At 51.1% G+C, this 15468-nt stretch carries 14 protein-coding genes; 6 read left to right on the top strand and 8 right to left on the bottom strand.

The window, feature by feature from the left end; translation table 11 throughout:
- Positions 1-5: 5 nt before the first annotated feature.
- Positions 6-440, bottom strand: a complete 435-nt coding sequence (locus tag Q3Y66_RS06170) for an EamA family transporter (protein ID WP_238528480.1) — start codon at positions 438-440, stop codon at positions 6-8.
- 498 nt (positions 441-938) lie between these two features.
- Between Q3Y66_RS06170 and Q3Y66_RS06175 the strand changes: the two genes are divergently transcribed.
- From Q3Y66_RS06175 to Q3Y66_RS06185, 3 genes are all read left to right on the top strand, one after another.
- Complete coding sequence (locus Q3Y66_RS06175; protein WP_008957270.1) at positions 939-1421, top strand: hypothetical protein; 483 nt, start codon at positions 939-941, stop codon at positions 1419-1421.
- 375 nt (positions 1422-1796) lie between these two features.
- A complete protein-coding gene (locus tag Q3Y66_RS06180) occupies positions 1797-2243 on the top strand; it encodes an AAA domain-containing protein (RefSeq protein WP_303319541.1) in 447 nt (148 codons plus the stop codon).
- Between the two features lie 4 nt (positions 2244-2247).
- On the top strand, positions 2248-2796 hold the full coding sequence (locus Q3Y66_RS06185) for an AAA domain-containing protein (RefSeq protein ID WP_008957267.1): 549 nt from the start codon (positions 2248-2250) through the stop codon (positions 2794-2796).
- Between the two features lie 97 nt (positions 2797-2893).
- Here the strand turns inward: Q3Y66_RS06185 and Q3Y66_RS06190 are convergent, their stop codons facing one another.
- From Q3Y66_RS06190 to Q3Y66_RS06200, 3 genes are all read right to left on the bottom strand, one after another.
- The gene (locus tag Q3Y66_RS06190) at positions 2894-3406 is read right to left on the bottom strand and encodes an ABC transporter permease (RefSeq protein ID WP_008957266.1); all 513 of its coding nucleotides are present in this window, start codon (positions 3404-3406) and stop codon (positions 2894-2896) included.
- Between the two features lie 153 nt (positions 3407-3559).
- Positions 3560-4753 (bottom strand): site-specific integrase, encoded by a 1194-nt coding sequence (locus tag Q3Y66_RS06195; RefSeq protein ID WP_008957265.1) that lies wholly within the window; start codon positions 4751-4753, stop codon positions 3560-3562.
- A gap of 347 nt (positions 4754-5100) precedes the next feature.
- A complete protein-coding gene (locus tag Q3Y66_RS06200) occupies positions 5101-6627 on the bottom strand; it encodes an alpha/beta hydrolase (RefSeq protein WP_008957263.1) in 1527 nt (508 codons plus the stop codon).
- Positions 6628-7052: 425 nt separating this feature from the next.
- Between Q3Y66_RS06200 and Q3Y66_RS06205 the strand changes: the two genes are divergently transcribed.
- The gene (locus Q3Y66_RS06205) at positions 7053-7391 is read left to right on the top strand and encodes a hypothetical protein (RefSeq protein WP_008957262.1); all 339 of its coding nucleotides are present in this window, start codon (positions 7053-7055) and stop codon (positions 7389-7391) included.
- 285 nt (positions 7392-7676) lie between these two features.
- Here the strand turns inward: Q3Y66_RS06205 and Q3Y66_RS06210 are convergent, their stop codons facing one another.
- Together Q3Y66_RS06210 and Q3Y66_RS06215 are read right to left on the bottom strand one after the other, a co-directional pair.
- The gene (locus Q3Y66_RS06210; RefSeq protein WP_008957261.1) at positions 7677-8423 is read right to left on the bottom strand and encodes a Crp/Fnr family transcriptional regulator; all 747 of its coding nucleotides are present in this window, start codon (positions 8421-8423) and stop codon (positions 7677-7679) included.
- Positions 8424-8968: 545 nt separating this feature from the next.
- A complete protein-coding gene (locus Q3Y66_RS06215) occupies positions 8969-9748 on the bottom strand; it encodes a CLCA_X family protein (RefSeq protein WP_008957260.1) in 780 nt (259 codons plus the stop codon).
- 196 nt (positions 9749-9944) lie between these two features.
- Here Q3Y66_RS06215 and Q3Y66_RS06220 point away from each other — a divergent pair, with 196 nt between their 5' ends.
- Together Q3Y66_RS06220 and Q3Y66_RS06225 are read left to right on the top strand one after the other, a co-directional pair.
- On the top strand, positions 9945-10631 hold the full coding sequence (locus tag Q3Y66_RS06220) for a type 1 glutamine amidotransferase domain-containing protein (protein ID WP_008957259.1): 687 nt from the start codon (positions 9945-9947) through the stop codon (positions 10629-10631).
- Positions 10632-10784: 153 nt separating this feature from the next.
- Positions 10785-11522, top strand: coding sequence for a MauE/DoxX family redox-associated membrane protein (locus tag Q3Y66_RS06225; protein WP_008957258.1), 738 nt, complete (start codon positions 10785-10787; stop codon positions 11520-11522).
- Between the two features lie 162 nt (positions 11523-11684).
- Here the strand turns inward: Q3Y66_RS06225 and Q3Y66_RS06230 are convergent, their stop codons facing one another.
- Both Q3Y66_RS06230 and Q3Y66_RS06235 read right to left on the bottom strand, forming a co-directional pair.
- Complete coding sequence (locus Q3Y66_RS06230; protein ID WP_008957257.1) at positions 11685-12440, bottom strand: MipA/OmpV family protein; 756 nt, start codon at positions 12438-12440, stop codon at positions 11685-11687.
- A 1587-nt stretch (positions 12441-14027) separates the two neighbouring features.
- Positions 14028-15383: a M20/M25/M40 family metallo-hydrolase gene (locus Q3Y66_RS06235; protein ID WP_035586552.1), complete on the bottom strand. Its 1356-nt coding sequence runs from the start codon at positions 15381-15383 to the stop codon at positions 14028-14030.
- Positions 15384-15468 lie beyond the last annotated feature (85 nt).

Below are 15468 nucleotides of genomic sequence, written 5' to 3' on the forward strand. Positions count from 1 at the left end.
GCTGGTTAAGGCTTGTAACGTGTCAACGCAATGCCGCAAGCAATCAGGCCAGAAGACACAAAGCGCCATACACCGAAGCCTTCTTTCAGAATGATGGTAGAAATCAGCGCGGCGAACAGCACGCTGGTTTCTCGTAGGGCCGAGACCATGCCCAGTGGCGCGTAGGCCATGGCCCAGATAACGAGCCAATACACTCCGACCTGCGCAACGATATTCAGAAGGCTTACATGATTCTTAATCCAGGCTATTTCCCCCAGGGGCGCTGGCCTGGAGAAGGCCGCCGCCCCCTGGTGTTTAGTCAGCAGCTGGCCATCAATATCACCTACCAGAAGCTGGCGCCCTCCAGTGGCAAGCATCATGGCGGTGAATGGCCCGCCAGGCACCGGAAAGACCACACTATTGAAAGACTTGCTCGCCTGCATCATCGTAGGGCGAGCCAAGCTCCTTCTTGAGTACAACTCTCCCGAAGATGCCTTTGCATCCATGGCGGTCGACGCATGGAAGAACGGGGATAACTCACAGAAGTATTACCCACTGGAGAAACACCTGGAGAAATTCTGCGTTGTGGTGGCGTCATCGAACAATGGGGCAGTCGAAAATGTTTCGATGGGTTTCCCTAAAGCCGATGAGGTGGATCAGGTCTGGGGAGCAAATGACAGCCCTTCGTGGACGTTGCGAGTCATTTGCTTGGAGACAAAGGCCCGGCCTGGCGCATGATGTCTGCTCGCTTGGGAAGGCAAAGTAATCGCAAGGATTTCGTCAACAAATTCTGGTGGCCACGCCTCGATCCGACCCTGAAGCCGTCAGAACAAAAGAAGAAAGAGAATATGCTCCCGGGCATGGAGAAGCTGCTAAAGGCGGGCAGCTAGGTTGCCCCACTGAGTTGGCAGGAAGCGCGCCAGCGCTTTGCTTTGGCGTGCCGCAAGGAAGCGGGGGCCATGGCCAAGCGTGAGACGATGGTCAAGGCGCTGGAGGAAACGGAAAATGCGCTGACCAAGTGCGGTAATGCGCGAGCCGCCTGCCGGGAGAATGTTAAGCTCTATACCGATGCCTTCACGCAAGCAAAGGCGGCGGTGGAGAGGGTAGACGCTCCTTTGAGGGCAGCTTACGAAGCTGAGCGGGAATTACGCCTCCGGCACGCAAAGGAACGGGCGCAGACACTGCGTGAGTCCCTGGAAGGCAAGAGCACCCTCAAAAAGCGTCAGCTCACCAAAGAGCGTGAATTGGCAGAGCTGAACGAGACTGCTCCGGCGGCTATCTTGCAGTGGCTAGGCAAATTCATTCCCATGCGCTCGGTTGAGCGTTGGAAAAGCGAAAAAGCGTCCCTGCGACACGATATTAAAGAGGTGGACAGTGCGGTGTCGTATGCTTCGGAAGTGATTGCTTTAACCCAGGCATCGCTGAACACTGCTAATGAATAATGCACACAACAAGCGATTCTGGGCGACTTGAAGAAAGAAGTCGCCGCCGTGAAGGCGGCCAAGCGAATAGAGCGTGAGGCCATGCTGACTTCGCAAAAGGCAGACAAGGCTCTAGCGGAAAGCGAACAACAATATGACCTCGCCAAGACAGCACTAGCGGCAGCGTCTTCCACCTTTAAAGCTTACCGAGATAAGTAGTACGGGAAGAAGGTTGGGGTTTTACGTCCCGAGGTCACCCGTGATGCCGCTGAGCGTGAACTATCCTCGCCCTGGGCGGACGACGACTGGAATGAAGCGCGGGTCCAGGTGTTGCTTGCGGCACTCGATTTACAGGATGCTTTCGTGCTGCATGCTGGCAAGAAGGCCTATCTCAATATGATGACGGCCATAAAACTGATCAACGATGAGGCGCCGGCCAAAGGAGTTACCCGCGAGGTGGCTCAGTCCGCCTGGGCGATGTTCTTTTTGATGGTACCGCTGGTCTCGACCACCTTCGCCTCTTTTCATCGCCAGTTTCAGCAGCTGGAAAACGAAGATATTGGCTGGTTACTCATTGATGAAGCGGGGCAGGCCGCGCCGCAGCATGCTGCTGGCGCCATATGGCGCAGTCAGCGCGTGATGGTGGTGGTTGATCCCTTTCAGCTTGAGCCGGTGGTCAGACCAGCTCCAGGATCGACTCCGGCAGCATGCTTGCGTGGAAGAACAATGGTTGCCAGGCGCAACCTCGACGCAGGAGTGCGCGGATATCCCCAGCCAGTACGGAAGCTACATCAAGAAGAAATGGGTCGGCGCGCCCCTGCTGGTTCACCGGCGCTGCGATAGTCCCATGTTCGATATTTCCAATGCCGTGGCTTACGAAAATGCCATGGTGAACGGCAAACCCACCGGGAAGTCATCCATGCCTGCGAGCAGCTGGGTGCATGTGCCCGCGATAAATGCCCAGAACCACTGGATACCAGGCGAGGGTGAGGCGGTACCGGCTCTCATTACACAGCTGCGTAATAGCGGGCTGGCGCTTAGCTCGATCTTCCTCATATCGCCCTTTACAAAAGTCGTGGCTGGTCTTGAATCATTGATTCAAAAACATCGCTTGCACGGTGTTCAGACCGGAACAATCCATAAGGTGCAGGGCAAAGAGGCGCCTGCAGTGATTCTGGTATTGGGGGCCGATCCCGCCAAAGAAGGGGCTAAGCAGTGGGCCACTAGCAAGCCCAACCTAGTCAATGTGGCGGTGAGCCGGGCGAAATCGCGGCTCTACATCGTGGGGGATCACAATCGCTGGAAGGGCTATCCATACATCAAAGACTGCTTGGACAATATGACAGTAGTGAATGCGCCGTCTCCAAGCGCTCATACGGCCGATCTCGACGTTTAAAAAGCGACAGAGTGCCCGTCGTCTGCTCCGGAGCCTGTGCTCGGCGGGAAGTACTCGAATGGCATCATTTATGGCCGCTTCCCCGGCCATATCAAGATTAGAAAACGCTGCTGCTGGAATACGAGAAGGCCAAAGCGGCAACGATCAGCTGGCATGGGTCTGACTGTGAAATGCCGCGGCTGATGAAAGTGCCGAGACCGCCAGCTTCAATATAGGCGGCAATGGCCATGACGCCGATATTAAGCACCACTACGGTACGTACCCCGGCCATGATTAACGGTACCGCCAAAGGAGTTTCCACCATACGCAAGCGCTGGTTGGGGCTCATTCCGATGCCTCGTGCTGCCTCGCGCAGGGCTGGGTTTACGTTGTTGATAGCGGTGTAAGTATTACGGGTGATTGGCAGCTGGGAGTACAGCAATACCGCAATTACTGCGAGTACATAGCCGATCCCGTATCCAATCAGAGAAAGAATCGGGATCATGATGCCGAACAGCGCAATGGAGGGAATGGTGACGATCATCGAGGCCAAATAGAGTACGTGGCGAGCCAATCGCTCGTACTTGGTGATAGCGATGCCGGGCACCCCGGTAATGGTGGCGATGCCCACTGCTACGCCTACCAGCGCAATATCAGCAACTCAATATTGGCAAGCATGTAAAGGATCAATTCCATATAGGAGCCTCAAATCAAGTTGTGGTTGTATTGCCCTCTCAAAGTCAATGTGTCAGGACTGCTATGATTTAATACTATTAAAGTCAACCTAATCCGTTATGTAGACTGCCCATTCCTGCATCATCGCCCGCCGCTTCTCGAATAAATCCCCGCGGCGATAAGCTGCTTCCACCTTGTTCTCGATGGTGTGTGCTAGTGCCATTTCTGCCACGTCGCGGGGATAGCTGGTGACTTCGCCTGTCCAGTCACGAAAGCTTGAGCGGAAACCATGAGGTACATAATTTCCTTTTTCACCACTAGGTCCATAGCCCAGGCCACGCATAAACTGCAGCAACGACATATTCGAAAGAGGGCGCCCCTGTTTCATGCCTGCGAAAATGTAAGTGTTGCCTTGCACGCGGGGCAGGTTGGAGAGCAGTTCTACCGCTTGGCGAGAGAGTGGAACGCGATGCTCGCGATTCGCCTTCATTCGATCGGCTGGAATCGTCCAAGTAGCATTGTTCAGATCAAGTTCATCCCATTCAGAATTCAGCACCTCCGAAGTGCGTGTAGCGGTCAAGATCAAGAACTGCAGTGCTTTCGATGACATGCTGCTGTATTCCTGCACCACCTTCAAGAAGTCGGCAGCTTCGTCGTAGGGCATGGCTGGGTGGTGATTGACCTTCTGAATCCTTGAAGGTTTGGCCAATAGCTTATCCAGATGCCCACGCCAGCGAGCAGGATTTACCGGGTCACGGAAGCCGTGAGCAGCGGCGTAATCCAAGATATTCTCGACTCGGCCTTGAACACGCTTGGCCGTTTCATTTTTCTTCGTCCAGATAGGCGTAAGTATTTCAAGAACGTCTTGCGTGTTGATTTCATCAATGGGTTTGTTGCCGATCTTGGGCCGAGCATAAGACTTCAGGGTGCTGACCCACTGGCGAGCATGCTTGATGTTTCGCCAGCTACGGCGGTGCGCTTTGATATAGCGTGCGGCGCAGGTCGTGAAGGTGATGCGAACCGCTTCCTCTTCAGTTTCTTCAACGCGGGCTTCAAGAGGATCAGTGCCTTGTTTGACAAGTTTACGATTATTCGCAGTCAGCTCGCGAGCCTCTGAAAGAGGGGTTTCGGAGCAGCTGCCTAGACCCATGTCGCGGAGCTTGCCATTCCAGCGGAAGCGATAAATCCAACTGGCCCCACCGCTTTTTCCGATCTTCAGGTATAGGCCATCACCGTCGTTAGTTAGCGCCGGTTTGGATTCTCGAATCAGCTTCTGAACCCCTTTGGTGGTTAGCTTGCCCATGGCTACGCACTCTGATGATGAGGATCAGAGCGTACCATACAACAGCCCATACATCAGCCCATACTTTTGCTTAGTATTCAGGTGTCTCTCATTGGACTGCTTAGGACAAAAAAATAGAAAAGTCCTTAAAAATCAGTTTTTAATGATGATAGTTAGGTCTTGCTTGTACTCTTTGTATGCGGACTCCCCCTCCGCCACAGAATTTAAAAAGGGAATCAAGCTTTTAGCTTGATTCCCTTTTTCGTTTTTGGCCGTTGGAAGCGTTTTTTTGGGAACAATCCTGGATAGGCGTAAAAAAGCCCGCCGAAGCGGGCTTGGATCTATCAGTTCATGAGAAAGCGAGTAGATTATTCCAACTGCCATTCGGCAAGCGGTACTTCGTTTTGGCAGCTGGTGTCCACCTGCGCGAGTGGGTCGCCAAGAAATTCCTTAATCACGGTGGATCGACACTCATTGACTGGGCTATGTCCCAAGGCCTGCATCTCGATAGCCTGGAGGTTGGGCATGGTGTCGGCTAGCTCATCGCTCCAGCGAGTACCGCAGCAAGGGTCCATCTGACCATGGATCGCCAGGGCGGGCGTCTCAGCCGTTACAGTGTCGTTATGCTCGGGCGGCACGTCACCATCTCCACCCCACCAGGCGCAGAGCCAGATAGGCTCAAAGCCAATAATGGCGGCTTCACGCTGTACTGCAGCCATCGAGTCTTCTGGCGTTGGGCGGTTTGTCCCCATGTCGTTACAGGCCTGAGCCAGGAACGCGCCCATGGCATAGTTGGGTGATTCGGTAACCGGGCTGTAATCATCAATCATGAAGAAGTCATGAAGCGATGAGTAGTCACCCTCAGGCACTTCGGAAACAATGCGAGGCAGTTCGTCATAATATTCCGGCAGCATCAGGTAGAGCGTGTCGAGGAAAGCGGCACCATCAAAGTAGAGAGTTTTCTGCTCGCCCTCTGATTCCACCTGGGCAATATAAGGCTTGTCGTCCAGGGCGCGGCGAGCCCTATCTATGGCCAGGAACCATGCCGGGATCTGTTCTCGACAAGCTTCGCTCTCTTCAACGCACATGGCCAGAACGTCCGTGAATCGACGTTTTAATGTATAAAACTCATCTAACGGCGCTCTATTGCGCAGGCTGGCGTACCAGGGCCAACCAAGAATGGCGGCGCTCACACTGTCGGGATAATAGCGAACATAAGAGAGCGCTGTGCCACTCCCGGTAGAGGAGCCGAAAATATTCACGCTATCGTAATCAAGCAGGTTACGAATCTCTTCGACATCGCGTGAGGTGGCACTTTCCGTATATTGGGCAATCTCAACGCCTTCACCTTCAAGCTTTTGGTAGCAAGCGGCTACTTCGTCGGTGATGTGTTCCATCCGCTCCATGGGATCAAGTGAAGACGTTAGCGCCGGTGTGTGAATGATATTGTGGTACGGGGAGACGGCTGCGTAGCCAGGACACTCCAATGATGGGGTGGCATGCTTAAAGCCGCGAGGGTCAAACACCACTAACGAGCGGTTGCCAATATCCTTTCGCAGTTGCTCGATGTAATCAGCATTGCCGAGGATGGAGTATCCTGGGCCGCCGGGGAAAAAGACCACGGGATCACTTTCCGCGTCGGCGTCAGTTTCAGTCTCTGGGTCGATGACACCTATGGGTAGCTCAACCCTAGTGCCGTTTGGGTCGTCCCAGTTTTCTTGCCCGTAGAAGGTGTAGCAACTGGCATTGAGGTCTTTTAGCGCTTGCGTTGCACAGGCTGTGCTTTCTAACCGAGGGATCGTGTCTTCATCTTGGTCTTGTGCTTGAGCCATTCCAGCACCTAATGCAGCGATAAGGCAAAGGCTACTCAGCGCTTTATGCTTGTTGGGGGGCATCACATCTCTCCATTCACAGATGATTTTGTTAGCGAGAAAGACGGCAAAGCTTTACCGTAAAATCACTATAGGTTGAGTAAACCCTGAGTAACAATGTTTGGCATTTCCCAACAAAGAGCCCGCCCTTCGGATAACTCCCAGGGTGGCGTGAGGGGGCTCCATGCGCTCGACCAAGTATTCAATACAGAATGTATGGCTTTAGCCCTACGTAGAAGTAGACGAAGCTTCTTCTGGCAATTAGCGCATTGCAAAATTTCATCGCCTCCAACGTGTCTATTATTTCCCGAAGCACCATCGATTTTCGGTACAAGGTTGGATCGCTTCTCGATGAAACAGGTCGATAGCTGGAAGGAGTGATGCGAGCTTTCATCTTGGGCAGTCACGGCTTATGCTTTTTGCTACACGCACCGTTAAGGAGAGGGAGCATGCCATTGCAATGGACTGGCCAAGTGACGCTACGTATCTTGGGGCCTGTGGAGGAAGAGGTTGTCGTGCAAGGCCAAGACCTTAATTTGCTACACGCTGGCTTACGTATTCTCGATAATGATGAAATCCGACATGAATTCGTTTATCGCTACGACGATCCCAGGTTTGAGCTGGTGCTCAACGCTACTGTCGAGACGAACATTGTGGAAGTCGATTCCCCTCTTCTCGATGCAAAAACAGCAGTAGGGTTAGAAGAACAGACTAATACACTGGCCGCTACATTCCATCATGATCCCGATATTGATGATGAGCCTTTAACACCCGTTTCAAGTAATTAGTGGGAGGGGGTTGTAAAGGAAAGGCTTGATCAAATGGGGTTTCTACCTTGGAACATAACATATTTTTTGGGTGGCCTTCTGATCAAGGCCCACCCTCCAGTTGGAAAGAGGAGCTTCTTCCTACTTACCTGATGATGCCGCTATTATATGCTTACAGACAGGAGAACGGTTTTTAAGGTGAGGTGTTTGGCCCTGGCGTCCTAGCTACTAACGAGAAGATTAACAGGTCGGGTTTAACTCTTGAATCCGCCTTTCATGGCTATTATATCAAAAGTAAAAAATACTTTACCCTATGACCTTTTTCTCAAGATGAAGGTAAAGTGAATCAAACTCGCCAGCCTCCTTTAATTTCTGCCAGTCAGGTATGGTTACCTTTCTTTTGTTCGTAATGATCAAGCCATCGTTACGAAGGGCCTGTAGCACTCGGTTTACGTGCACTGGGGTCATCCCCGTTGCATCCGCCAGCTCCGCTTGGGTAATGGGCATATCAAAAGTGTTCTCATCCTGTACCAGCCCCACCGCCTCCAGGCGCAGCAAGAGCTCACAGATAATATGAGCGACCCGTGAATAGCCTTCACGTTGCCCAACATTCAACAACCATTCTCGGAAAATGGAAGCATCCACCAACGTCTCATGCCAGAAAGCCGCAGTGAGGCGAGGGTGGCGCTCAAATAAAAGCGATAAGTCTTGGTGTTGTATGTAACCGAGCTTGCAGGGGCTAAGTGAAGCAATGTTGATATCAATAACTTGCAAGTGCAGGCTTTGGAGATCAGGCATATCCCCAGGAATATGCAACGCCATTATTTGCCGTTTGCCCTCAAGGGTTAATTTGTAGACACACGAAAAACCTTCCAGCAGTAAGCAACATTGACTAGGTTGGTCGCCCATTTTAACGATGTCTTGGTTAGACTTGACGTCTTGTGTTTGTACCGGTAATTCCTGGAGTGCCTGCTTCTCTTCGGCGGTAAGAGTAAAATTACTTTCTAACTTGCGAATCATCAGGTGGGTATGAGGAGGCAGGGCAGTAGGCATGTTTGGCTCCAGATTTGGCAGGAATGAAGCCCTTCGCAACAGTGTCTCTGCTAAATTTCTAATATAAATAATGTTTAGGCATATAACCGAATATTATTGACAATTATAGTTTAAAAATAAATTTGTAAAAAGCCTGTTTAAATTTCTTAAAAAGATAAAAAACTACCCTGCTAACTAGGGCGCTTAGGGAAATTAAACATATAAATTAAACGGCAATATCTTTATGAAAATAAAGGTAATTTTTTATGCTAAATTAAAGCTAGCCATTTGCAGGCTAGCTTGTTTGATTTTTTAATCTTTTTTATTTTAACTTTTGATAAGGTGTTTGGGCAGGGCAGGGGTGTGAAGCGCGGCCAGGCGCCCGACGTTAACCACCTTTACGAGCGATTAAAAAGGCAGCACACCGCCGAAGCCAATGCCAAGCACGGCAACGATAACCACAATGATAACGACGATAGTGGTAGTAGATGGCATGTTCTCTTCCTTTGAGTAGTGAGCGTTGCTACATCTTAGGCACGATTGCACCATTTTGCACGCTGTCATGCTTATCCGGTTTCCCGTAACGCCTTTCCCAGCCTGGCAAAATAGTCGCTAAACGCGGCATTGATCTGCTCCCGTTGTGCGCTCTGTGGGTAGAGCCCTTTTTCCGCTTCAAGAGAGGCCTTGGTGCCTTTGACCAGGAAGTGATTGGTGATGTCGGCATCCTGCACAAACGCCTCAAAGGCGCGTGCACAGAGTTCTTCGGGTTTGCTGTAATAGAGCTGGCCAAGCTTTTTATCCATCTGCACCGAGCTTTGAAACAGAGCGCTAGGCTGGTCGCCTTCGGGCTGCAGTAGTACGGCTTTGAAACAGCGCATCAGCAGTTGATTCAGAGGGTGGGCGATGGGCGTTGCATCGGCAAGCCAAGCAGTAGAGGCGAACATACCGGCAGGCGTGCCGCGAAAACACTTACTGGCGATATAGTGATCAAAAGCATGAAACCACTCGTGGGCAATGCTGCCGGGGCCTGCGTTTTTGGCCAGCGCAAAACTGCGTTGGCTGGGGTCGTAGTGGGCAGAAACGCCAGGTCGTCCACCGCTGCCGTACTGCAGAGCTATGGAGCCGCGTAACGAAATCAGCGCCTCTGGCCCCTGTAGAATCAGCATGAGATCGCACAGGGCATCGTGAAACAGCTCGGCGGCACGATCGCGCTCAGCGCTGGTGACCCAGCGGCCAATCTCAATAGAGCGAAAATCAAACTGGTGTCGGATCAAGGCAAAACTGCTGGCTTGCCCTTGGCGGTGATCAGGGCCGCTGCGGTAAAAATCCCGCGCTTCAATACTCACTGGTCGTTTCACCTGGATGATGACTGAATGACGCCATGATAAAGCGCCACTAACAGATTGACACTAGTGGTGGTCATTTACTGTTTGAGCCAGTGACGACGATCTTGGATATCTCCTTGCATTCCTCCTCAGAGGCCCCCACTTAGAAACAACAAGGCCTTTTAATAGCCTCATTTTTCACCGCTAGGAGAAAGATATGAGCAAGCGCATTTTAGTGGTACTGACGTCTCACGATCAGCTAGGCGACACCGGTAATAAAACCGGCTTTTGGCTGGAAGAGTTGGCCGCCCCTTACTATGTCTTCAAAGACGCGGGGGCCGAGGTAACCCTGGCATCGCCTCAAGGTGGCCAGCCGCCGCTGGACCCCAAGAGCGACGCTGAGGATAGCCAAACCGATGAAACGCGCCGCTTCAAGCAAGATGAAAAGGCTAATGCTGAGCTTGCAGCGACCCATCGTTTGGGCGATATGAAGGCCGATGACTTTGATGCGGTGTTCTACCCTGGCGGACATGGTCCGTTATGGGATCTTGTTGACGATAAAGACTCCATTCGCCTGATCGAAACGTTTATTGCTCAAGGCAAGCCGGTCGCTACCGTTTGCCATGCGCCGATTGTCTTAGTGAATGCCAAGAACAGCGCAGGCGAGCCGCTCGTCAAAGGCCGCCAAGTAACAGGCTTCACCAATGGCGAAGAAGATGCGGTTGGCCTGACTGACATCGTGCCGCATCTGGTCGAAGATGCGCTGCAACAGTGTGGCGGTATCTACACCAAGGCGGAAGATTTCACCCCTTATGTGCGTGAAGATGGCCAGCTGATTACCGGGCAAAACCCGCCTTCTTCAGCGCTAACGGCTGAGACGCTGATGGCGTGGCTGGAGAAATAACCGCTAGGTGGTAAAGCAGGCTCAATAATAACGGCGAGGCTATCCTCGCCGTTTCTATTTTGGTCACAGACCATATTCTGACTACCTTTATAAGGTAGAGAGGGGATTTGCTTAATAGGTAGTTTTCAGACACGCATCAAGGAGGTGGTCAACATGGAGACGGCACATGTTTATCGGATGAAAACGGCAGAGCACCTTTGCCCGTTTGGTATGAAAACGGTCGATTTGTTAAAGCGTAAAGGATATGAGGTTGACGATCACCCATTAACCTCCCGAGATGAGATAGAGGCGTTCAAGGCTCAGGAAAATGTCGATACCACGCCGCAAACCTATATCGGTGATAAACGTATTGGTGGTTATGAAGAGGTGCGCAAGCATCTTGGGATGAGCGTGCCGAATGCAAAAAAGACCACATATCGACCGGTAATCGCGATTTTTGTTACCGCCTTGCTGATCGGTCTGGCGGTTAGTTGGGTCGCCAATGGTACCTTGTTGGCCGCGCGGATGCCTGAATACGCAGTGGCAACGGCGATGGTGCTGTTGGGGTTACAGAAACTTCAGGATGTAGAGAGCTTCAGCTCTATGTTCCTTAACTACGACCTGCTGGCTCAGCGCTATGTCCCCTATAGTTATGTATACCCTTACGCTGAAACCCTGGCCGGGGTCTTAATGCTGGCAGGCGCTTTTATTTGGCTGGCGGCGCCGTTGGCACTGTTTGTCGGTACGGTGGGGGCGGTGTCGGTGTTTAAAGCCGTGTACATCGATAAGCGTGAATTGAAATGCGCGTGTGTGGGCGGTAGCAGCAATGTGCCACTAGGCTTTGTATCGTTAACGGAAAACATCGCAATGATACTGATGGGGCTATGGATGCCGCTTAAAATGTGGTTTTGAGCAGAACCACCAGAACAGCACCACTAGAACCAGCCACTAGAACCAGCCACTAGAACCAGCCACTAGAACCAGCCACTAGAACCAGCCACTAGAACCATGCCACTAAACGCAAAAGCGCCCTAAACGTGAAGGGCGCTTTTATTTTGTCCAGGCTCAATACTGCTAGAAATTATAATTGAGCGATACACCCGTCACGGTCTGCCATTCGCTGCCTAAATCCTCAACGATGGGGCTGTCAGACGCATTGCCAGTCAGGTAGCTGGTGCCAACAAAACCAGTGGCCGACCATTGAGGCGTTAGCGCATAGGTTAGGCTGGTACTAACCCCTAAACGCCAGGTGCCGCCATTAGGATGATAGCTGGCAATACCGCTACGCAGGCTGTCACGTGTAGAAACCGCGAACATCGACTCCGTCCACTCTTCGTCGGCATAGGCCACAGTTGGGGTAAAGGTGAAGAATGTTCGCTCATTGAGCGCTAAACGCCAAGCTGCCGACGCTTCAAACTCTGCACCATCCACATCTCCAGAAACCGGTGCACTGCCCGCCAAGCTATATTTCCACTGCCCTTGCTCCAGTGCTACCCGTAAACCGAGCGTAGCGCCGCCATCCACTTTCTCGAACGCCGAAATATCACCTTCATTATCGCGGCCAAAGGTATAGCCAATAAAGGGCGATACGGTCCAATCACCGTTGCGAATCACATGCCATTCAATGCCACTACGTGGGCTGATCGAAAGAGCATCACCATAGTTTAGGTCGATAGAGGGCCAAAGCTGGGTATCGTAATCGTCGCTGCCCAGATAATCGGGGGCATACAGGACACCCGCACCGAGACTGCCTTCCCATTGCTGGGCCCATGCTTGAGGAGCTAACGCGAGGCTAAGCGCGGCGGCTGGCCACCAGTACTTTGAGATCATGATCGCACTCATTTTAAGAAGGATTAAGCAAACGTGCATGATTGTATGTGCTTGCTTGGAAGCTTGGCAAGCCGCTTGTTAAAATGGCAAACGAGCGTTTAATAATAATTTATTTTCTATTGCCTAACACAGGTTAAGTAAACCTGTTTCTATAAAGTTCATTGTGTGCATAGCGAAAGGAGCTCGCGAAAAGGAAGATTAGACAAGGATTGCTTGCGTAGCACAAGGATGCACAAATAGGATATTTGTGACGTACGGTTATGGAAGACCTAATAAAGCTCAACCAGAATATGGTTGAGCTTTATTTTTTGCTGAAGATGATAAAAATTAATCAATCGTTTGTTGAGCTTTAATGGGTGACTAGGTTAGTAGGATTAATTATTTCTCGATATTGTCAATCGTTTGCTAGTCGTAATGACCGATAGTTTTTCCTAAGCTACTGAAATTATTGGTTTTTTCGACAGTTGGCTGGTTGCGAAGTAAGGCCGACGTTGCTTGGGTGCTTTAATCAAAAATGCCTTAAAATTAGAAAATTATATAATGCTTATTTGACATAATGATGACAAGATAAGCATCTTCTTAAAGCGCGCGATTCTCGCTAAAAAATACTTGGCATAGTGTAAAAACTATTTTCTCATTAAATAACCTAGGTTAGTTAAAATCGTCGTTAAAAGGTGCATCCTAATCATCAAGCACAAGGATGTGGTGACAAGGAAGGTAGGGCCAGGACGGCTTAAACTTTCATGGACGCGCAAACAGGATGTTTGTGAGGAAGAAAGATGCGGTAATAAAACCCTAGCCAGGGAATGGCTAGGGCTTTTTTTTATGCTTAAATAAATGACGTGTTAGTTACATTCTTATGAATTTTCTCATTTAACGTAAATAGCATGCTAAGGAAAAGGGCAGATGTGTTAGCCATCTACCCCTTCTTTTTTATTAGCTGGCCTGTTAGCAAAATAAGCTATTGATTAACCAGCCTGCCCACTAACACGCATGGTGATAATAGAGCGTGCTTAGTTCATTCAAGGGCACTTCAACTGCTGTTTGGCAGTTAAGGCAGCGCACCGTCGCCGTGTTTTTCCCTGTGCCTTCTAAACGAAAGCGATTAAAAAATGGTGACTTGGCTGTCTCTGAATTGCCGCAATGACGACAGATGACATCTAGTTCATTGATTTTATTGCTTATTATAATGTTGCGCACGCTGACCTCCTACCATTGGGTTGATGATGGTTCAGGCGTGGTAACCTCCCTGTTGTTCCGTATCGTTACCGACACGTTTTAAGTATAAGTGTCAATTCATATATTCGCCATGCGAAATGTATTGCAAACGTGCATTAAATCGACGCAACAAGGCTATTTTAATATTAAAGCAATATTTTTTTGATTTAATAACCTGGGATAGATAAATACAGCGCTATCACGTCCATTGTGAGCACACACCACAAGGAAGTGGAAACAAGGAAGGCAACGCCAGGAAGGCTAAACGCTCTCAGGGAAGCACAAACAGGATGTTTGTGAAGAAAATCAAGGAAGAGTTGATAAAGCCCCGGCCAAGGAATGGCTGGGGCTTCTTTTTATACGCTTGTTTTATTTTTTCGCTTTTTTCTTGGTTTTCTTACTAGCAGCATCATTGCTGTTGGCACTGCTTTCCTTACTTTCCTTACTCTCTTTGCTTACCTGGCTCTCTTTGCTGTCATCACTCTCACTGTCGGGCTTGTCGCCGCCCTGGTGGGTCAGTGGGCTCGCTTGGTCTAAGCGTGGGTGATTATCCAGGAACTCACGCGGTAGATCCGGCATGGCATCCATTGCCTGCAGGGTATGGGTGAGGGCATGAATAGCTGCCAGCACATCCTGGGTATGGCCGGTTTCCGAGATCGTGTGCATGTTGCGGATAGGGAAGCCGATCGAGGTAGCAGCACTATCGATAGATGCCAACACACCCGCCATACCATCGGTACCGGTGTCCACGCCCACGATATCGCGCTGTAGCGGAATATCGTGCGCTTTAGCGGCTGTCGCGATAATCCGGTTGAGCTGTTCGCTGGCAATCGAACCCACCGCCATGGTGAAGCCCTTGCCCATTTCCAACGGCTGCATGCGTTTGTCGCCGATGCCTGGCGCGCCCACGTAGTCGTGATTGACGTCAACGCCAATCAGCGCATCCGGCTTCATTTCACCGGCCATCACGCGGCTACCGAAGCGGCCAATTTCCTCATAGCTGGCAATCGCAAACAGTACGCGTACATTTTTAGTACCGCCTGCCTCTGCGATAAGACGCGCCACTTCGGCGGCCACAAAGCAGCCCAGGCCGTTATCCAGGTAAGCGCCATAGAACGTATTAGGGCTAAAGCCGGGGCGGATAGGGCGGTCAAAGATAATCGAATCACCAGGGCGCACGCCCAGGTTCAACACCTGCTGTTTCTTGTTGTCGCCGTGAATCTGCAGATCCAGGTAGATCTGCTCTTTCTTGATCCCTTTGCTGCCATCACGCTGGGCAGGGTCAGAGAAGTGGATGGCGCCGAGTGCTTCTACCGTGCCGCCTTCAATGCAGCGATAGCTGCCAGGGGCATCCGGGTCTTCGCTGAACAGCTTCACTTCATGGCCGATCAGTACGGTGGGCAGGAAGGAGTCGGTGTTGATCCAGATCTTGCCGTCTTCACCAATCGAGCGCACCTGCATACGGATTTTATCCGCATGGCCGATCAGCATGACCTTGAACATATCGTCACGGCCGGGGTGGGTGTCCAGTACAACACCGGCGTTGCCCTTGAACTGGTGCAGGTGCCAGCCTTTAGGCGCAAAGCTGTCAAAATGCGGCTTGAGCACCCCGTAGGTCATTGCGGCTTCAAGGCCCACGGGGCTAGGCGCAGCAAGAATATCGCGCATCAGTTTGAACTGCGCGTCGGGCATGGGTTGTGTCCAGGGTTTTGCTGTATCGCTCATCGTATCGCTCACTTAGTAAGGTGGATGTTCATCGGCTCTAGTCTGCCAGATTCCCACCCCAGGTGTAGAGAAAGCCGTACCGAAA

The organism is Halomonas sp. HAL1 (genome assembly GCF_030544485.1).
GTDB lineage: Bacteria > Pseudomonadota > Gammaproteobacteria > Pseudomonadales > Halomonadaceae > Vreelandella > Vreelandella arctica.